Source organism: Pseudomonas sp. WS 5078 (assembly GCF_012985745.1).
Taxonomy (GTDB): Bacteria; Pseudomonadota; Gammaproteobacteria; order Pseudomonadales; family Pseudomonadaceae; genus Aquipseudomonas; species Aquipseudomonas lundensis_A.
In genome coordinates, this window is the sequence record NZ_JAAQWX010000021.1 from 1 (window position 1) to 19,204 (window position 19,204).

15 protein-coding genes are annotated in these 19,204 nt (G+C 58.6%); 11 read left to right on the forward strand and 4 right to left on the reverse strand.

Annotated features, from left to right (window positions below; genetic code table 11):
* The 3 genes from HBN68_RS21125 to HBN68_RS21135 all read right to left on the reverse strand — a co-directional run.
* On the reverse strand, positions 1-511 hold a 511-nt coding region (locus HBN68_RS21125; protein ID WP_169966059.1), incomplete at its 3' end, for a ribonucleotide-diphosphate reductase subunit beta.
* Between the two features lie 504 nt (positions 512-1,015).
* A complete protein-coding gene (locus tag HBN68_RS21130; protein ID WP_094993797.1) occupies positions 1,016-1,234 on the reverse strand; it encodes a heme utilization protein in 219 nt (72 codons plus the stop codon).
* Between the two features lie 115 nt (positions 1,235-1,349).
* Positions 1,350-1,613 carry a DUF2790 domain-containing protein gene (locus tag HBN68_RS21135; protein WP_094993798.1) on the reverse strand — a complete coding sequence of 88 codons (264 nt, stop codon included), beginning with the start codon at positions 1,611-1,613 and terminating at the stop codon, positions 1,350-1,352.
* 418 nt (positions 1,614-2,031) lie between these two features.
* Between HBN68_RS21135 and acs the strand changes: the two genes are divergently transcribed.
* The 7 genes from acs (at position 2,032) to argR (ending at position 9,761) form a co-directional block, all read left to right on the forward strand.
* A complete protein-coding gene (gene acs, locus HBN68_RS21140; protein ID WP_094993800.1) occupies positions 2,032-3,987 on the forward strand; it encodes an acetate--CoA ligase in 1,956 nt (651 codons plus the stop codon).
* Between the two features lie 507 nt (positions 3,988-4,494).
* Positions 4,495-5,277: an ABC transporter substrate-binding protein gene (locus tag HBN68_RS21145; protein ID WP_094993801.1), complete on the forward strand. Its 783-nt coding sequence runs from the start codon at positions 4,495-4,497 to the stop codon at positions 5,275-5,277.
* 90 nt (positions 5,278-5,367) lie between these two features.
* Positions 5,368-6,057: an ABC transporter permease gene (locus HBN68_RS21150; protein WP_094993802.1), complete on the forward strand. Its 690-nt coding sequence runs from the start codon at positions 5,368-5,370 to the stop codon at positions 6,055-6,057.
* A complete protein-coding gene (locus tag HBN68_RS21155) occupies positions 6,054-6,752 on the forward strand; it encodes an ABC transporter permease (RefSeq protein ID WP_169966057.1) in 699 nt (232 codons plus the stop codon). Before HBN68_RS21150 ends, HBN68_RS21155 begins: the two co-directional genes overlap by 4 nt.
* 3 nt (positions 6,753-6,755) lie before the next feature.
* On the forward strand, positions 6,756-7,868 hold the full coding sequence (locus tag HBN68_RS21160) for a succinylglutamate desuccinylase/aspartoacylase family protein (protein ID WP_094993804.1): 1,113 nt from the start codon (positions 6,756-6,758) through the stop codon (positions 7,866-7,868).
* Positions 7,869-7,891: 23 nt separating this feature from the next.
* Positions 7,892-8,656 carry an ATP-binding cassette domain-containing protein gene (locus tag HBN68_RS21165; protein WP_094993805.1) on the forward strand — a complete coding sequence of 255 codons (765 nt, stop codon included), beginning with the start codon at positions 7,892-7,894 and terminating at the stop codon, positions 8,654-8,656.
* 124 nt (positions 8,657-8,780) lie between these two features.
* Positions 8,781-9,761 (forward strand): transcriptional regulator ArgR, encoded by a 981-nt coding sequence (gene argR / locus HBN68_RS21170; protein ID WP_094993806.1) that lies wholly within the window; start codon positions 8,781-8,783, stop codon positions 9,759-9,761.
* Between the two features lie 3 nt (positions 9,762-9,764).
* On the opposite strand, the gene HBN68_RS22345 is transcribed toward argR, so the two are convergent.
* Entirely contained in the window at positions 9,765-13,898 is a 4,134-nt protein-coding gene (locus tag HBN68_RS22345) for a leucine-rich repeat domain-containing protein (RefSeq protein WP_169966055.1), read from the reverse strand.
* Between the two features lie 396 nt (positions 13,899-14,294).
* On the opposite strand from HBN68_RS22345, the gene HBN68_RS21180 reads away from it, so the two are divergent.
* From HBN68_RS21180 to astD, 4 genes are all read left to right on the forward strand, one after another.
* On the forward strand, positions 14,295-15,515 hold the full coding sequence (locus HBN68_RS21180) for an aspartate aminotransferase family protein (protein ID WP_094993808.1): 1,221 nt from the start codon (positions 14,295-14,297) through the stop codon (positions 15,513-15,515).
* Positions 15,516-15,597: 82 nt separating this feature from the next.
* On the forward strand, positions 15,598-16,617 hold the full coding sequence (aruF, locus tag HBN68_RS21185; protein ID WP_094993809.1) for an arginine/ornithine succinyltransferase subunit alpha: 1,020 nt from the start codon (positions 15,598-15,600) through the stop codon (positions 16,615-16,617).
* A 55-nt stretch (positions 16,618-16,672) separates the two neighbouring features.
* The gene (gene astA / locus HBN68_RS21190) at positions 16,673-17,710 is read left to right on the forward strand and encodes an arginine N-succinyltransferase (protein WP_169966053.1); all 1,038 of its coding nucleotides are present in this window, start codon (positions 16,673-16,675) and stop codon (positions 17,708-17,710) included.
* The gene (astD, locus tag HBN68_RS21195) at positions 17,707-19,173 is read left to right on the forward strand and encodes a succinylglutamate-semialdehyde dehydrogenase (RefSeq protein WP_169966064.1); all 1,467 of its coding nucleotides are present in this window, start codon (positions 17,707-17,709) and stop codon (positions 19,171-19,173) included. Before astA ends, astD begins: the two co-directional genes overlap by 4 nt.
* The last annotated feature ends 31 nt before the right edge of the window (positions 19,174-19,204 follow it).

The following is a 19,204-nucleotide window of genomic DNA, read 5'->3' on the forward strand; positions in this document are numbered from 1 at the left end:
AGCGGTACACGGCCAGTACCAGATTGTTGGCAACCAGCGAGTCGGCGGTGGAGAAGAAGCCCAGGTTGCGCATCACGATGCGGCGTTCGTCGTCAGTCAGGCCTTCCGGGTTTTTCCAGAGGGCGATGTCGGCGGTCATGTTGACTTCTTGCGGCATCCAGTGGTTTGCGCAGCCGTCGAGGTACTTCTGCCAGGCCCAGTCGTACTTGAACGGCACGAGCTGGTTAAGGTCGGCGCGGCAGTTGATCATCATCTTTTCATCAACGGCGACACGGGCGCTGGCGCCTTCGAGTTCGGCCAGACCTTCAGCGATGTCGAGGTTGTCCAAGGCTGCCTTGGCACGCTTGATAGCCTCGGAGTCAGTGGCCGTGACAGCGCGAGCTTCTAGCGCCGCAACGCCGCCGGCGGTGTCCAGGCGGTCCATGTTGGCTTCGGTTGCGTGACCGGCATTGGCGCCTTTGACGGCGACTTCGCCTTCATCTTCTTTATCGAATTCGTCCCAGCTCAGCATGACGTGTCGTCTCCTGCGTGAGGGCCTGACGCCCGTGTGATAACGCTTAATAGTTGGGTTGTCACACGGCCATTGGCCGTTTGGATCTAAGGAATGTTGCTTGCAGCAGCGGTAAGCGCACGCAAAAACATGAATGTATTCGTAGGGTTGGCCCGCTGTCGCTGAGGGGATGCAGTGGTTTGTGCATCGCAGCCTGGCCTTGGGCCGGAGCAGCGTGGGTTTATAACCCGTGAAGGGGATATATCAAGCCCTTTTGACGGCGGCAGTATACGGGTTTTGTACAGGGTATTTCAGCCAGTTTTTTTTTGCGGATGCGACGAAATGCCCTGATTTTCAGGTGGACTTGGGCGAGGCTGCGGCTGGGCGAGGGTTTGACTGGGCGGATTTTTTTTGCGTGGGGCTTGGCGAGGAGCGCGCGAGGTGCGCAGCGGTGGGGAGGGGGCAGGCATTTCCCATTCGGGGGACTAAGCCCGGTTAAAACCGGGCGTTAAGTCACTCGCGGTATCAGCTCAAGCGATGACCATTGGTGCGGTCATAACCATCTTCGGCAAATGAAGCCGAGCGGGTGTTGTCGTAGCCGTCTTCGGCAAAGGAGGCCGAGCGAGTGTTGTCATAGCCGTCTTCAACGAAAGTTGCTGAATGAGTGCGGTCATAACCATCTGCTGCAAAGGCAGCACTTGCCAATACCGATAGACTAAAAGCCAATACCAGTGAGCGTTTCATTTACGCGTGTCCTGAGTTGTTACTGGCGGGTATTAACGCATCACCTGTAAACCTAGTGTGCTGTTAACGTTGCGCCCTGAATAAAGAAGTTGTCGTTTTAATTTAAAACAGCAAGTTAGCCGTTAGAGCAGCCATTACCCATAACGCGGTATTCCAGGGTGTGCTGCATGCCGTGGGAGTCTTCGTAAACCATCTGTGCCGGTACGACTTCGCAAACGTTGGGCACTTCAGTCATTGAGATAACTTTGGCAATGTCCAGTTCGGAAGAGTAGGAATAGTGTTCAACGGCAGGTTGCGGGTTGGAAACCGGGGTGTTTGATGTATCGGCCATGGCGGTTAAACACACACTGCTGAGGGCCAGAACTAACAACGCTTTCATTTCAGGGGTACCTGTTTTTGGTCGAGTGGGGTCACGTAGCCCTTATGAGGCCACGTGTGAAACTTAAAAAGTTAAGTGCGACTAAGCGTGCCTTCGTGGGGGCTGTAACGTGTGTTAATCGCGGTGCCTTGGTTGGCGAGAGGAATTTTATGCCTGCACCGGGCCTGCATATAGAGGGCGTTTTGATAAAGACTGTTGACAGATTCTGCAACAATCGCCGAAAACAGGGCGTCAAGGGCGCTTCGCGGTGCGTCGTTTTGCAGGGTGAGGGGCTGTAAGTACCGAGCTTGAGCCTTCTGCCTATAAATGACGCTTTTCAGGCTGGTTTCTTACTACCAACGTCGAATGGAACTCACGCGGTGGCCCGGCTACAACAGGGTCATAAAACAACAACTACAAAAAAATTGAGGTGTGGAACATGAGTGCAGCTTCCCTGTATCCCGTACGCCCCGAGGTCGCAGCCAACACGTTGACCGATGAGGCGACGTACAAGGCGATGTACCAGCAATCTGTCGTCAATCCGGATGGTTTCTGGCGCGAGCAGGCCAAGCGTCTCGACTGGATCAAGCCTTTTACTACGGTCAAGCAGACCTCTTTCGACGATCACCATGTCGATATCAAATGGTTTGCCGACGGCACCCTCAACGTGTCTTACAACTGCCTGGATCGACACCTTGCCGAGCGTGGCGATCAAGTGGCGATTATCTGGGAGGGCGATGACCCTTCCGAGCAACGCAACATTACCTACCGTGAATTGCACGAAGAAGTGTGCAAACTGGCGAACGCCTTGCGCGGTCAGGACGTGCACCGTGGCGACGTGGTCACGATCTACATGCCGATGGTGCCCGAGGCGGTCGTTGCCATGCTGGCTTGTACCCGCATCGGCGCGATTCACTCGGTTGTGTTTGGCGGCTTCTCACCTGAAGCGCTTGCCGGTCGTATCATCGACTGTAAATCCAAAGTGGTCATTACCGCCGACGAAGGTATTCGCGGCGGCAAGCGCACGGCCCTCAAGGCCAATGTCGACGAAGCGCTGACCAATCCTGACACCTCCAGTGTGCAAAAGATCATCGTGTTCAAGCGTACTGGCGGTGATATTGCCTGGTACAAACACCGTGACATCTGGTACCACGACCTGATGGCTGTCGCCTCAACGCACTGCGCGCCAAAAGAGATGGGTGCAGAAGAAGCGTTGTTCATCCTTTATACCTCCGGTTCCACCGGCAAACCCAAGGGCGTACAGCACACCACCGGTGGCTATCTGCTGTATGCGGCCCTGACCCATGAGCGTGTGTTCGATTACCGTCCGGGCGAGGTGTACTGGTGCACGGCCGACGTGGGCTGGGTCACCGGTCATACCTATATTGTCTACGGGCCGCTGGCCAACGGTGCCACCACGGTGCTGTTTGAAGGGGTGCCGAATTACCCGGACATTACCCGCGTATCGAAAATCATCGACAAGCACAAGGTCAACATCCTCTACACCGCGCCGACAGCTATTCGCGCGATGATGGCCGAAGGTCAGGCAGCTGTTAAGGATGCAGACGGCTCCAGTCTGCGTTTGCTGGGCTCGGTGGGCGAGCCGATCAACCCGGAAGCCTGGAACTGGTACTACACGACTGTCGGCAAAGAGCGCTGCCCGATCGTTGACACTTGGTGGCAGACCGAAACCGGTGCCTGTCTGATGAGCCCGTTGCCGGGTGCGCATGCGCTCAAGCCGGGGTCGGCTGCACGGCCATTCTTTGGTGTCGTGCCAGCGTTGGTGGATAACCTGGGCAACATCCTGGAAGGCGCTACCGAAGGCAACCTGGTGATCCTCGATTCATGGCCGGGTCAGTCGCGCACCCTGTACGGCGATCACGACCGCTTTGTGGACACCTATTTCAAGACGTTCCGTGGCATGTATTTCACCGGTGACGGAGCGCGCCGCGATGAAGACGGCTATTACTGGATCACCGGTCGCGTGGATGACGTACTCAACGTCTCAGGGCACCGCATGGGCACCGCGGAAATTGAAAGCGCGATGGTTGCGCACCCTAAAGTGGCCGAAGCGGCTGTTGTGGGCGTGCCCCACGACATCAAGGGGCAGGGCATTTATGTGTATGTCACGTTGAATGGCGGGGAAGAGCCGTCCGAAGCGTTGCGCCAGGAGTTGAAGAATTGGGTGCGCAAGGAGATCGGTCCTATCGCTTCGCCGGATGTCATTCAGTGGGCGCCGGGCCTGCCGAAAACCCGCTCGGGCAAAATCATGCGTCGCATTCTGCGTAAGATCGCCACGGGTGAGTACGACGGGCTGGGGGATATCTCGACGCTGGCAGATCCGGGCGTGGTGCAGCATTTGATTGAAACCCACAAAGGCATGAAGGTCGCGTAACGCGTGGCCGCATCGTAAAAGCCCCGCCTGGCACAGTCAGGCGGGGCTTTTTGTTTTGTACAGGCGAGAAGCCTGTGTAAGGTGTTACCGCTGATGTAACCGGGCGCACGGAAACGGGGCTTTGCGAAACGAAGAGCACTGTTTTGGCGCAGCTTTTGCGGGCCAAATAAATTAGATGAAACGCTGCACTTGCCGGAATAGAAGGCTTTGCGAATAATAGGCCCGCTATTTGCAACTCATATAGGTTCTGCACCTTTTGCTCTTGCATGATTTTGAAGAGCTGTCAATGCCTGGAGTCGCCTTTCTCGGTGCATTTGTAATTAGTTGTCGCATTGAAGAAATAACGGCTTGAAGCCTGTCGTTAGAATGCCGATCACTCGCTCGTCGTTGTTGTGCTGACCTCAGCACAACGCCAGTAGGACGTGGCGCCGCATTCCCGGTTTAACCTCCGCATATTGGGCTCAGGCTCACTCTGCATTTTTTGCCCTTTACCGATGGAGTCCTAAGATGAAGAAACTCGTGCTTCTTGGCGCCCTGGCACTGTCTGTGCTGTCCCTGCAGGCTTTTGCTGATGAAAAACCTCTGAAAATTGGTATTGAAGCTGCTTACCCTCCGTTTGCCTCCAAGGCACCGGATGGCAGCATTGTCGGCTTTGACTACGACATCGGTAACGCCCTGTGCGAAGAGATGAAGGTCAAGTGCGTTTGGGTTGAGCAAGAGTTCGATGGGCTGATCCCTGCGCTGAAAGTGCGCAAGATCGACGCCATCCTGTCCTCGATGTCCATCACCGAAGATCGCCAAAAATCCGTTGACTTCACCCAGCGTTACTACCTCACTCCAGCACGCCTGGTGATGAAGGAAGGCACTGCCGTCAGCGACAGCCTGGATGAACTCAAAGGCAAGAAAATCGGTGTGCAACGTGGTTCGATCCACGACCGCTTTGCCAAGGAAGTGCTGGCGCCTAAAGGGGCCACTGTTGTTCCTTACGGTTCGCAGAACGAAATCTACCTGGACGTACAAGCCGGTCGCCTGGATGGCACCGTTGCCGACGCCACCCTGCTGCAAGACGGTTTCCTGAAAACCGACGCAGGTAAAGGTTACGCGTTCGTAGGCCCGCAATTTACCGACGTCAAATACTTTGGTGACGGCGTAGGCATCGCGGTACGCAAGGGCGATGCGTTGAAAGGCAAGATCAACAAGGCCATCGCCGGTATCCGTGAAAACGGCAAGTACAAGCAGATCCAGGACAAATATTTCGACTTCGATATTTACGGCGCCGACGCGCAGTAAGTCATCGCAGCACCCTGTCCGAAATGGCGCAAGCAACAGGAATTCTGAAGTTTGCGCCATTTTTTCATCCAAATTTTGAGGACCTGAATCATGTTGAAAGGCTACGGGGCTGTCATCCTCGATGGCGCTTGGTTGACGCTTCAGCTCGCCTTGTCGTCCATGGCCCTGGCCATTGTTCTAGGTCTGATCGGTGTTTCTTTGCGCCTGTCGCCGGTGCGCTGGCTGGCCTGGTTGGGCGATTTGTATTCCACAGTCATCCGCGGCATTCCCGATCTGGTGCTGATCCTGCTGATTTTCTACGGTGGTCAGGACTTGCTGAACCGCGTCGCGCCCCTGCTGGGCTATGACGACTACATCGATTTGAACCCGTTGGCGGCCGGTATCGGCACCTTGGGTTTTATCTTTGGCGCGTATTTGTCCGAAACGTTTCGGGGTGCCTTCATGGCCATTCCCAAAGGACAGGCGGAAGCGGGGATGGCGTATGGGATGAGCGGTTTTCAAGTATTTTTCCGGGTGTTGGTGCCGCAGATGATTCGCCTCGCGATTCCGGGCTTTACCAACAACTGGCTGGTGTTAACCAAAGCCACGGCCCTGATCTCGGTGGTCGGGTTGCAAGACATGATGTTCAAGGCCAAGCAGGCGGCAGATGCCACGCGCGAACCTTTCACCTTCTTTCTGGCCGTCGCGGCGATGTACCTGGTGTTGACCAGCGTATCGCTGCTGGCGTTGCGACAACTTGAGAAGCGCTACTCGGTAGGCGTTAAGGCGGCTGATCTATGATCTTCGACTACAACGTCATTTGGGACAGCATGCCGCTGTACCTTAATGGCCTGCTGGAAACCCTCAAGTTACTGGGTATTTCACTGTTCTTCGGCTTGTTGGTGGCAGTGCCACTGGGGTTGATGCGCGTCTCCAAGCAGCCGCTGGTCAACTTTCCGGCCTGGCTCTACACCTATGTGATTCGCGGCACGCCGATGCTGGTGCAACTGTTCCTGATCTACTACGGGCTGGCTCAGTTCGAGACCGTTCGTGAGAGCTTTATGTGGTCGTTGCTGTCCAGTGCAACCTTCTGCGCCTGTTTGGCGTTTGCCATCAACACCAGCGCTTACACCGCCGAAATCATCGCCGGTAGTCTCAAGGCCACACCCCACGGCGAAATCGAAGCGGCCAAGGCGATGGGCATGTCGCGCGGCAAAATGTACCGCCGCATTCTGTTGCCGTCTGCCATGCGCCGGGCGCTGCCGCAGTACAGCAACGAAGTCATCATGATGTTGCAGACCACCAGTCTGGCGTCCATCGTCACCCTGATCGACATTACGGGCGCCGCGCGTACCGTGAATGCGCAGTACTATTTGCCGTTCGAGGCCTACATCACTGCCGGTGTTTTCTACTTGTGCCTGACGTTCATTCTGGTGCGCCTGTTCAAAATGGCCGAGCGCCGCTGGTTGGGCTACATGGCCCCGCGCAAGGCCTGACCCATGGAACGTATCGATCATCCATTGCCCTGGAGCAGCCTGGGCACCGAGCGTCATCTGTCGGTGTTTCGTTTTGGCGCGGGAGAGCGCAAGGCCTACATTCAGGCCAGCTTGCATGCGGACGAGTTGCCTGGCATGCGCTGCGCCTGGGAGCTGAAAAAGCGCTTGAGTGCACTGGAAGCTCAAGGGCTGTTGAACGGCGTGATCGAACTGGTACCCGTGGCCAATCCGCTCGGGCTCGGGCAATTGCTGCAAGGCAATCACCAGGGGCGTTTTGAGTGCGGCAGCGGCAAGAACTTCAACCGCGACTTTGTCGAGCTGAGTGCGCCGGTGGCTGCACGGCTTGAAGGGCGCCTCGGGGATGACCCGCGAGCGAATGTTCACCTGATCCGTCAGGCCATGCGCGACGTGTTAGCTGAATTGCCAGCTGCCACCACTCAGTTGCAAGGCATGCAGCGTGTGCTCCTGAATCACGCCTGCGATGCTGACGTGGTGCTCGACCTGCATTGCGATGCCGAAGCGGCCTTGCACATGTACGCCTTGCCCCAGCATTGGCCGCAGTGGCGCTCGCTGGCCGCGCACCTGAATGTGCGTGTTGGTTTGCTGGCTGAAGACTCGGGCGGTAGCTCTTTTGACGAGGCGTGTTCCTTGCCCTGGTTGCGTTTGCAGCGTCACTTTGGCGACGCGCAAATTCCGCTGGCCTGCATGGCCACCACTGTGGAGCTGGGCGGGCAGGCAGACACCGGTCGTGAGGAGGCGCAGCGCTATGCCGAAGGGGTTCTGGCGTTTCTCGCCGAGCAGGGGCTGATCGGCGGGCAATGGCCGGCTGCGCAACATGAAGCGTGTGAAGGCATGCCTTTCGAGGGGACTGAGTTGTTGTTTGCACCGCACCCCGGTGTGGTGAGTTTTTTACGTCCGGCGGGCGCCTGGGTTGAAGTGGGCGAGCCGCTGTTCGAAGTGATTGATCCTTTATCCGACCGGGTGAGTACGGTATGCGCAGGTACGGCCGGTGTGCTGTTTGCCGTTGAGCGCCTGCGCTATGCGCAACCCGGTTTCTGGCTGGCCAAAGTGGCGGGGCGCGAGCCTCTGCGCCACGGGCGCTTGCTCAACGACTGACTGTTTCTGTGAGAACCGACAGCATGTACAAACTTGAAGTCCAAGACCTGCATAAACGCTACGGCAGTCACGAAGTGCTCAAAGGCGTTTCGCTGGCCGCCAAAGCAGGCGATGTGATCAGCATCATCGGTTCCAGCGGTTCCGGTAAAAGTACCTTTTTGCGTTGCATCAACCTGCTTGAGCAGCCGCACGCGGGCAAAATCTTGCTCAATGGCGAAGAGCTGAAGTTGATCGCCAACAAGGACGGCGGCCTCAAAGCCGCGGATCCCAAGCAGCTGCAACGCATGCGTTCGCGCCTGTCGATGGTGTTTCAGCATTTCAACCTGTGGTCGCACATGACTGCGCTGGAAAACATCATGGAAGCGCCTGTGCATGTGCTGGGCATGTCCAAAATCGAGGCGCGGGAAAAAGCCGAGCATTACCTCAACAAGGTCGGTGTTTCTCATCGCAAGGATGCTTACCCGGGCCATATGTCCGGCGGTGAGCAGCAGCGTGTGGCGATTGCCCGGGCGCTGGCCATGGAGCCGGAAGTCATGTTGTTCGACGAACCGACGTCGGCCCTTGACCCCGAGCTGGTGGGTGATGTGTTGAAGGTCATGCAGGACCTCGCCCTTGAAGGCCGCACCATGGTGGTGGTAACGCACGAAATGGGCTTTGCCCGCGAAGTGTCGAACCAACTGGTGTTTCTGCACAAAGGGATCGTCGAAGAGCGCGGCGACCCGCGCGAAGTTCTGGTCAACCCGAAATGTGAACGTTTGCAGCAGTTTCTTTCAGGTAGCCTGAAGTAACTGCGATTTCAAGACTGCCGCTGTGCACCAAAATAGGTCATGCTCCGCACCGTGCGCGGCTGGCCTGGTTCAGTGTCTGGCGTATGTGGTTTCTCACTCTCGTTTTCGTTCCGGATAGCACGCTATGACCGCCCATCGAATTGGTTTCCTCATTTGGCCCAGCACCAAAGCCTTGACCCTGGCGCTGGCCGAAGAGGCGTTGCGTGTTGCCCAGCGCGTGCACCCGGAAGTCGTTTACGAGTTGCTGTTTCTACAAGCAGAACCCCCTGTAGAAGGCGAGTGGCGTTTGCCCGGTGAGCCGTGGGGCGGAAAGATTGAAGGCTGCCAGAAGCTGTTTTTGCTGGCCGATGAGCCGCCGCTTTCGGTGGCGCCGGCGCTGAGTACTGCCCTTAAGCAAGTGGTGCGGGCCGGGTGCGTGATTGGCGGGTTGTCGGCGGGTGTTTATCCGCTGGCACAATTGGGGTTGCTGGACGGCTATCGCGCAGCCGTGCACTGGCGTTGGCAGGATGATTTTGCCGAGCGCTTCCCCAAGGTGATTGCCACCAGTCACCTGTTTGACTGGGACCGCGACCGCCTAAGTGCCTGCGGCGGGATGTCGGTGCTGGATCTGTTGCTTGCTGTGCTGGCCCGCGACCACGGTGCCGAGCTGGCGGGGGCTGTGTCCGAAGAGCTGGTGGTGGAACGCATCCGTGAAGGCGGCGAACGCCAGCGCATTCCGTTGCAGAACCGTCTGGGTTCCAGTCACCCCAAGCTGACGCAAGCGGTGTTGCTGATGGAAGCCAATATTGAAGAACCCTTGACCACCGACGAAATCGCTCAGCATGTGTGCGTATCCCGTCGGCAGTTGGAGCGGATCTTCAAGCAATACCTCAATCGCGTCCCAAGCCAGTACTACCTTGAGTTGCGCCTGAACAAGGCCCGGCAAATGCTGATGCAGACCAGCAAGTCGATCATCCAGATCGGTTTGTCGTGCGGCTTTTCGTCCGGGCCGCACTTCTCTAGCGCCTACCGCAATTTCTTTGGCGCCACACCGCGTGAAGATCGTAATCAACGCCGCAGCAGCAGCCCGTTTGAGTTGTCCTCTGCGCCCGCCGAGCGTGGTTGAGGGTCACTCTTCGATATCCGGCGCCTCCTCCGGGACGTCAACGTCCAGCTCGATGTTCATGTCCAGGCCTGTTTGAGCGAAATAGTCGCGAACGCGATTCAGGCTGGTCACTGACAGCGGATTGCCTTGCAGGTCGAGGCCTTGGGTGATGGAGGCGGGGGCCTCAAACAGCGCTTCGGGCAACTCAATAATCAGGTTTTCACTCAAATCAATCACCTCCAGCCCCGGCAGGTCCAGCACGGAAAGCGGGAACTCCGTCAGTTCGGTGTTGCTCAAGTGCAGGGTGTTCAAATTTGTCATGCTGCTGAAGTCGGGCGTGACATTGAGCGGGTTGTCATCCAGGTCGATGTACTCCAGACGCTCCATTCCCGCCAGCCTCTGGGCTGTCTCAGGGGTTAAGGTGATTGCGCTGCTTTCGAGGTGGATATCGGTGAGGTTGGGCATCGAAAAAATCGACTCGGGCAGCACGTCCAGCTCAAACCCTTGGAGTTGCAATACACGCACTCGCGGGAAGCGCTGAAGAAACTCATCCACCCCGGTCACAGGCCCGAAGCCTCGCAAGTAAAGAAACGTCACATGGCTGAAATCAGCGTTGACTGGCGGCATGCTGTCGACTATTAACCGTGTGAATGTCAGTTCAAAGCCATCACGTTCAGGGTCGGCATAGTGGTTGTCGAACGCTGTTTGATGACGCCAGCAACGCTCCAGTTCACGGCTGAATGCACGGCGGTCCTGAACATTGGCCACGCGCTGACTCGGTGGGAGTAACTCCCCTGTACGCTGATTCACCGCAGGTGCGTCAAGGGTCCAGGCTTCGAGGTCATCACGTAAGCCCTGCAACGCTTGCCCCAGATCGGTCAGTGCCTGATGGGCCTGAACCCGGTCTGTGGGCAGGCCCCGGATGATCCGTGCCCGCTCCCTGATATTCAGGCTGGGGTACAGCTCATACACCCGCTGGTCGAGCGGGTCGGGTGCGGAACCGGGGGCATCGGCGCCCAACAGGGGGTAGTCGCGGGCGGTTTGTGGCAGATTCGCGAGAGGGTCTATATCCAGCACGGTGCGGGCGGGTTCAATCTGTGCGCTGACCCTGTGACGTGGCAGGAGGGGATGGTGGCGAACGGCACGTTTCAAATCACTCCCCTGACCGACATGCGGGAAGCCCAATTGATTGCGCTCGGCATCCGGCAACGCATGCAGCACCGCGGCATAGAGGTCGTCGGGGCCATGTAATTCCCGGTCTTCAGCATCCCGGGCGCTGTAGCGGTTTTCAGATTTGATCAATACCTTGCGTACAGCGGCCTGCTCATCCCCGAGGCTGTTAAGCAGAAGGCCGTCAAAGTGGTCCTGGCGAACCTCCAGGCGCAGCGCTTTTGACCAGCCGGGGAGGGATTCGATCGTGTTCAATATCAGCCATTCGGTCTGCGGGCTGGACGTGGAATCGAGGAATAACCCTTCGTAGGTGCGGTTGACGCGTGATTCATGCAGGAGCTGCAAGGCCTGGGTATGCAAGCGGGGCGCCAGGGTGCGTTGATTGAGCAGTTGCAGCAGTTCGTCACCCCGGGCATTCCAGATCAATGCCTGAGCCGCCGCTGTGGGCAGCTCGGGACAGGCCGCCTGCAACACGCGTATTTCGTCATTAGTGGCCGGTGACGCTGACGCATAGTGGGACTTGAATAACTCGACACGCTGGCGGCGAGCCAGTTCAGCCAAAAGGGTGCGCAACCGACTGATTTGAAGGGGCGTATCCGGCAGCGGATCACCAAACGCGGGGTCGATGGCCAGTAACGTTTTGGCATCTGGCTCATCCAGAGCCTGCAACACGTCCTCCAATAAATGGCCCTCACGCACCCGGCTGTGACGGACCTGCAGGCGCTCTGATGAACCGGAGGCCGGCGGGTAATCGGCCATCACTTCGCCGCTTTCACTGACGACCCTTAACCCTTTGGGCACATTCCACAGGTCGCGGTGGGTTAACAGCTGCAGTTGTGTCTGAGTGTGTGCCTGTTGCTGTACCAGCGGGTCCAGGCTTTCCATGTCGTCGATAAAGCCTTGGATTTCGCCCTCGATCACGAAGCGTGAAATGCTGTCAGCCAGTAAGGGGGGGGTGGGCAGAGCGTCCACATGAAGGCGGCGCAGCAGATCGGGCCCGGTGTCGGTGAGGGCCAGCAGGCGTGAGGCTTGGTCCGCCGGTAGCCTGGCGGCGGTCGGGCTCAGGCGTTGAAATAATGTCACGTCATCCCAGTACAGCGGCTGCTCGGTTTCTGCCGACCATGCGCCCGTACCGTTGTGCCGCAAGCGGGGCGAGTACGCCCGTGTGCGGGAGGGGTGTTTGATGCGCAAGCGCTGGGTGCGGGCTTCTTGTTCCACACGATAGGTGCGATCGTCCAGGGTTAAAAACTGGGCTTCTTCGTGCAGCTGCAAGCCGCTGTCGTTAACCGGCACATGCTCGGGTAACGGTGCGGTGTGGGCGTAGGGGGCGAGGTCCGGTTCCCACAGACGGCTTTCACCGGTGGGCAGGGTGACGGGTTTTAAGCGCGCAATAAACGGAGTGAGCGCGTCACCGGCAATTTTGCCGCCAATCGCCAATGCGCCTGCCTGGGTCAGGCTTGAAACCACATTAAACAGATGATCCCACGCTTCCAGGGTTTTGCCTTCGGTCCAGTCTTTGATGCCCTCATACGTGTCATCCAGAATTTGATAGGCCATTTGCAAGAGCATCAACTCCCCGAGACCCGGGACGAAAATGGCACCGACCATTTCGAGTCCATTGAGTGCCCATTCCCCGACTTTCTTCAAACGCGCCTGCCGGTCATGGCGCGTTTTCTGGTCTTCGGCGTCGGTGCTGACCGCAATCAGGGGCGCGTCGGCCAGCAGTTTGCGGCGCTTCTCCTCAAACAGGTACTCGTCGAAATCCTGAGGGATGTCGCTCAGGGTGTACTCCAGTACGGGGTGTTCAATCACGCGGGTGCGAATGTCGAGGGGGTAATCCTCGGGCCAGCCTTGTCCCTCGGGAAGGGAAGGCGGGTCTGCGGTGATGTGAAACAGAGCGCGTTTTAAATCAGCGAAAAACTCGCCCACATGCTGGTGGTCGATGAAGCGGCAGAAGTACTGCTGGTACAGGGGGGCGCGTAATTGGAGGGCGAGCTGGGCAACGAAGTCAGCCATTGAGGCGTAGCGTTTGAGCGGGTTCAGTGGATCATCCGGCACGTAAGCAATGATTTCGCTGTTGGCCGACGGCAAAACCCGATGAGCACTGAAAATCAGGACCCCGGTCAAGGTTTTGCCCAGCAAGGTCATGCTGTGCGGGTACAGCGGGGCCGGGCCGGCACGGGTCCAGCCCCGGACTTCGCCCAGGTCGTTGAGGGACGCCTGCTGGCTGGGGGGAATCTGGCCGTGCGCCTCTGCGCGATGGGCGCAGGCTGCCAGCGCGTTTTTTGCGTAGTCGCGTACAGCGGTTTTGAGCGCGAGCGCTTTGCGGCGATCCGTCAGGCCGAGCGCGTTGTCCAGATGCGCTTTGTACTGTCGGCCAATGTCCAGTTGGCGGCACAGTTGGATGAAGCCTGGCACGGGCAGTTGCCGGGTTAACCCATGCAGCACGTGAAATTGCCCGCTGGGGGTCGGTTTTGAAATGAAGCCCGAGTCCCCAGTATGTGCACCCGGCTCGCCCTCAAACGCTTCAAAATTATGCAGGGCAGCCCCCAGCATGGACGTGCGCCAGTTTTTGACGGCGCCGGTCGGGATGTTCAAGAGGGGCGTGGTCAGCGGGATATACAGGTTGATGAAGGTGGCCTTGAGGTCCAGTGCGGGGTCAATGGCGTACTGGCGTATTAGTGCCTCTCGCAGCAAAGAAGTGGCGAATGCCTCAATGTCCGTGAGCGTGTCGAGGTGTTGGCGAGTGGCGTGATGGGATTTCCAGTGCGCAACGTGGGCTTGGTTAAGGGCTGTTCGTTGTGCGTGAGGTAACTCGGGCGGCCAATGCGCGGGCGCGGGCTTGATCTGCCTGAGTGTTTGGCGCGCTGCCTCGGGGGCCTGCACCAGCCAGTCAGGCAGCGTACGTTCAATCAGTCGCTGGTGAGCCAGTACAGGTGCTGCGGTGGGGGTTGGAGGGGGGGAAGCGGCATTGATGGCATCAGGCATTGATTCACTCATTGATCAGCGGGTAAGAGCCCTAAAGATCGGCCCCGGTGTCACTGATAAAAAGCGCAAATACCTGCTTAAAGCCGCACCCAACAGATCGCAACTATGCGATCAAGGGATAAAAAAATAGCCCCAGGTGCGCCGTGAAGGGGTTGGGGCTGAGTGCCCGTGTCCAAGCCTCTGAAAATCAACCTGACGTGGCGCTGCCGTTAAGCGTGCTCAGCGTTTAAACTGCGCCTTTGTGACGCAATATGTCGCATTGCCGAAAGCCTGAGAAAATCGTGGTTGAGCGCTATAAGAAGTTGTCGCTTGGCGGCAAGGCGTGATGCCCACGTGTCCTTACAATCCTCCCATCGCTCGCCAGTTTAGGCAGGCGTTCCTCTTCAGGAGACTCCGATGTCCGTTGAGCAAGCCCCGGTGCAACGCGCCGATTTCGATCAGGTCATGGTGCCTAACTACGCACCTGCCGCCTTCATTCCTGTGCGCGGTGCGGGTTCCCGAGTATGGGATCAGTCGGGTCGCGAGCTGATTGACTTCGCGGGCGGCATTGCCGTTAACGTATTGGGCCATGCGCATCCGGCACTGGTCGGGGCGTTGACTGAGCAGGCCAACAACCTGTGGCATGTGTCCAATGTGTTCACCAACGAGCCGGCACTGCGCCTGGCCAAAAAACTGGTGGATTCGACCTTTGCCGAGCGCGTGTTCTTCTGCAACTCGGGCGCTGAAGCCAACGAAGCAGCTTTCAAGCTCGCACGTCGTGTGGCCCACGACCGCTTTGGTCCTGAAAAATACGAAATCATTGCCGCGCTCAACAGCTTCCACGGGCGGACCCTGTTCACTGTTAACGTGGGCGGGCAGTCGAAGTATTCCGATGGCTTCGGGCCAAAAATCACCGGCATCACCCACGTGCCGTTCAACGATCTGGACGCGCTCAAAGCGGCCATTTCCGACAAGACCTGCGCCGTTGTGCTGGAGCCGGTACAGGGCGAGGGCGGTGTGCTGCCTGCCGAGCAGGCTTACCTGCAAGGCGCGCGTGACCTGTGCAATCAACACAACGCGCTGCTGGTGTTTGATGAAGTGCAAACCGGCATGGGCCGTACGGGCGAGCTGTTTGCCTACATGCACTATGGCGTGACCCCGGACATCCTCACCAGCGCTAAAAGCCTGGGCGGCGGTTTCCCGATTGCAGCGATGTTGACCACTGAAGCGCTGGCCAAGCACCTGGTTGTCGGCACCCACGGCACCACATACGGCGGTAACCCGCTGGCGTGCGCGGTGGGCAATGCTGTAATCGATGTGATCAACACGCCTGACGTGCTGGACGGCGTGAAAGCCAAACACGACCAGTTCAAGACCCGTCTTGAAGCGATCGGTCAGCAGTACGGCCTGTTCACGCACGTGCGTGGCCTGGGCCTGTTGATCGGCTGCGTATTGAGCGATGCCTGGAAAGGCAAGGCCAAGGACATCTTCAATGCCGCCGAAAAGGAAGGCCTGATGATCCTGCAAGCTGGCCCGGACGTGGTGCGTTTTGCCCCGAGCCTGGTGGTCGACGAGGCCGACATCAAAGACGGTCTGGACCGCTTTGAACGCGCAGTGCAGAAGCTGACCCAAGCCTGATCGGCACCCCTGACGGGAGCGTGCATGCTTCCCGTCAGGGTTTCTTCGTTTCTTTCTATTTCAAGAATTAAGGAGTGACACCATGCTGGTGATGCGCCCTGCGCAAATGGCTGACCTGGGCGAGGTACAGCGTCTGGCTGCGGACAGCCCGATTGGTGTCACTTCATTGCCGGACGATGTGGAACGCCTGCGCGACAAGATCGCCGCGTCCGAGGCATCGTTCGCCGCCGAGGTGAGTTTCAATGGCGAAGAAAGTTATTTCTTTGTCCTCGAAGACACCGCCACCGGCACGCTGGTGGGCTGTTCGGCCATCGTGGCATCGGCCGGTTACTCGGAGCCGTTCTACAGCTTCCGTAACGAGACCTTCGTCCACGCCTCCCGCGAGCTGAAGATTCACAACAAGATTCATGTGCTGTCGCAGTGCCACGACCTTACCGGTAACAGCCTGCTGACCAGTTTTTACGTGGTCCCGGAGCTGGTGGGTTCGGCTTTTTCCGAACTCAATTCCCGTGGCCGCCTGCTGTTCGTTGCCAACCATCCCGAGCGGTTTGCCGACTCGGTTGTGACGGAAATCGTCGGCTACAGCGACGAAAACGGTGACTCGCCGTTCTGGGATGCTATCGGCCGCAACTTCTTTGACCTCAACTACGCTGCCGCCGAGCGCTTGTGCGGGCTGAAGAGCCGTACCTTCCTCGCCGAGCTGATGCCGCATTACCCGATCTACGTACCGCTGTTGCCTGACACCGCGCAAGAAGCCATGGGGCAAGTGCATCCACGGGCACAGATCACCTTCGACATCCTGATGCGCGAAGGCTTTGAAACCGATCATTACATCGACATTTTCGACGGCGGCCCGACCCTGCATGCGCGGGTGTCCGGTATTCGTTCGATTGCGCAAAGCCGCGTGGTGCCGGTGAAAATCGGTGAATTGTGCAAAGGCGGTGGCCGCCAATATCTGGTGGCCAATGCGCAGCTCCAGGACTACCGCGCGGTGCTGATGGAGCTCGATTGGGCGCCGGGCAAGCCGGTCACGCTGGACCTGGAAGCGGCCGAAGCCCTGGGCGTTGGCGAAGGTGCCAGCGTGCGAGTGGTTGCGGTTTAACGCCTTTGAGCGAGTTTCGCGGGGTTCGTCAGCGAGCCCTGCATGAGGAGATAGCATGATCGTTCGCCCTGTACGCAACAGCGATTTACCTGCCTTGATCGAACTGGCCCGTAGCACAGGGACCGGTCTGACCACGCTGCCCGCCAATGAAGAGCGCCTGCTGCACCGCGTGACCTGGGCCGAGATAACCTTCCGCGGCGAAGCTGAGCGCGGCGATGCCGACTACCTGTTTGTGCTGGAAGACGACGACGGCAAAGTGGTCGGTATTTCGGCCATTGCTGGCGCCGTGGGCCTGCGTGAGCCCTGGTATAACTTCCGCGTCGGACTGACCGTCAGCGCGTCGCAAGAACTGAATATTTACCGCGAAATTCCGACGCTGTTCCTGGCCAACGACCTGACCGGCAATTCCGAGCTGTGCTCGCTCTTTCTGGGTGAGGGGCACCGCACCGGCCTGAATGGGCGCTTGCTGGCCAAGGCGCGGATGCTGTTTATCGCCGAGTTCCCGGAGCTGTTTGGCAACAAGATCATTGCTGAAATGCGCGGCATGTCTGATGAAGCCGGGCGTTCTCCGTTCTGGGAAAGCTTGGGTCGGCACTTCTTCAAAATGGAATTCAGCCAGGCCGATTACCTGACCGGGGTCGGTAACAAAGCGTTTATCGCTGAACTGATGCCCAAGTTTCCCGTGTACACCTGTTTCCTGTCCGAAGACGCGCGGGCCGTGATCGGCAAGGTGCACACCCACACCGAGCCGGCCCTGAATATGCTCAAAAGCGAAGGGTTCAGCTATCAGGGCTACGTCGATATTTTTGACGCAGGCCCGGCAGTGGAGTGCGAGACGGACAAGATCCGGGCCGTGCGCGAAAGCGAAGCGCTGGTGCTGGCCATTGGCACGCCCGGCGACGACGCCACGCCTTACCTGATTCACAACCGCAAGCGCGAGGACTGCCGCATCACGGCGGCTGCGGCGCGTCTGGCTGCGGGCACGCTGGTGGTCGATCCGCTGACTGCCAAACGCCTGCAATTGAGCGCGGGCGATCAAGTGCGCGCGGTGACGTTATCCGCCCAGCCAGTGGCCCCACGGGAGAAAAAATAATGAGCACGTTGTACATCGCAGGCGCGTGGCAAAACGGGCAGGGCGAAGCCTTTGAGTCGCTGAACCCAGTGACCCAGCAGGTGCTGTGGTCCGGCCAGGGCGCCGATGCCAATCAGGTGAATGCCGCCGTCAACGCAGCACGTCAGGCTTTTGCGGGGTGGGCCAAGCGTTCTTTTGAAGCGCGACTGACAGTTCTGGAGGCCTTTGCCGCCAGCCTCAAGGCCAATGCCGACGCGTTGGCGCGCTGTATCGGTGAAGAAACCGGCAAGCCGTTGTGGGAGTCGGCGACTGAAGTCACCAGCATGATTAACAAGGTGGCGATTTCGGTTCAAAGCTACCGCGAGCGCACGGGCGAGAAAAGCGGCCCGCTGGGTGACGCCACGGCCGTGTTGCGCCACAAGCCGCATGGCGTGGTGGCGGTGTTCGGTCCGTACAACTTTCCTGGGCACCTGCCTAACGGTCACATTGTTCCGGCCTTGCTGGCCGGCAATAGCGTGGTGTTCAAGCCGAGCGAGCTGACACCGAAAGTGGCCGAGCTGACGGTCAAGTGCTGGATCGAAGCCGGTCTGCCAGCGGGGGTGCTGAACTTGCTGCAAGGCGGGCGCGATACGGGCATTGCGCTGGCGGCCCATGCGGGTATCGATGGCCTGTTCTTTACGGGGTCGAGCCGCACCGGTAACGCACTGCATCAACAGTTTGCCGGTCGCCCGGACAAAATCCTGGCGCTGGAGATGGGCGGCAATAACCCGCTGGTGGTCGATCAGGTGGCTGACGTCGAAGCGGCGGTGTACACCATCATTCAGTCAGCGTTCATTTCAGCGGGTCAGCGTTGCACCTGCGCCCGCCGCTTATTGGTGCCTGAAGGCGTCTGGGGCGACAGCTTGCTGACGCGTCTGGTTGAGGTCAGTCAGCGCATCGAGGTGGGCGCGTTCGATCAGCAGCCTGCACCGTTCATGGGGTCGGTTATTTCGTTGCAAGCCGCGCGGGCCTTGATGGATGCCCAAGAAGTGTTGCTCGGTTCCGGGGCAGTGGCTCTGCTTGAAATGAGTCAGCCGGACAGCAATGCCGCGTTGCTGACGCCGGGCATCATTGATGTGACCGAAGTCAGCGAGCGCAGCGATGAAGAGTTGTTCGGGCCGTTGCTGCAAGTGATCCGTTATGCCGATTTCGACGCCGCGATTGCAGAGGCCAATAACACGGCCTTTGGTCTGGCAGCCGGTTTGCTTTCCGATTCCGAAGCGCGTTATCAGCAGTTCTGGCTCGAAAGCCGTGCCGGTATCGTCAACTGGAACAAGCAATTGACGGGGGCTGCCAGCAGCGCACCTTTTGGCGGAATCGGCGCGTCGGGTAATCACCGTGCCAGTGCGTATTACGCAGCCGATTATTGCGCCTACCCGGTGGCCTCGCTCGAAACGCCGATGCTCGCGTTGCCAGCGGCGCTGACGCCGGGCGTACGTTTGTAATTTCGAAATGCTTATAAAACCGTTTGCCGGA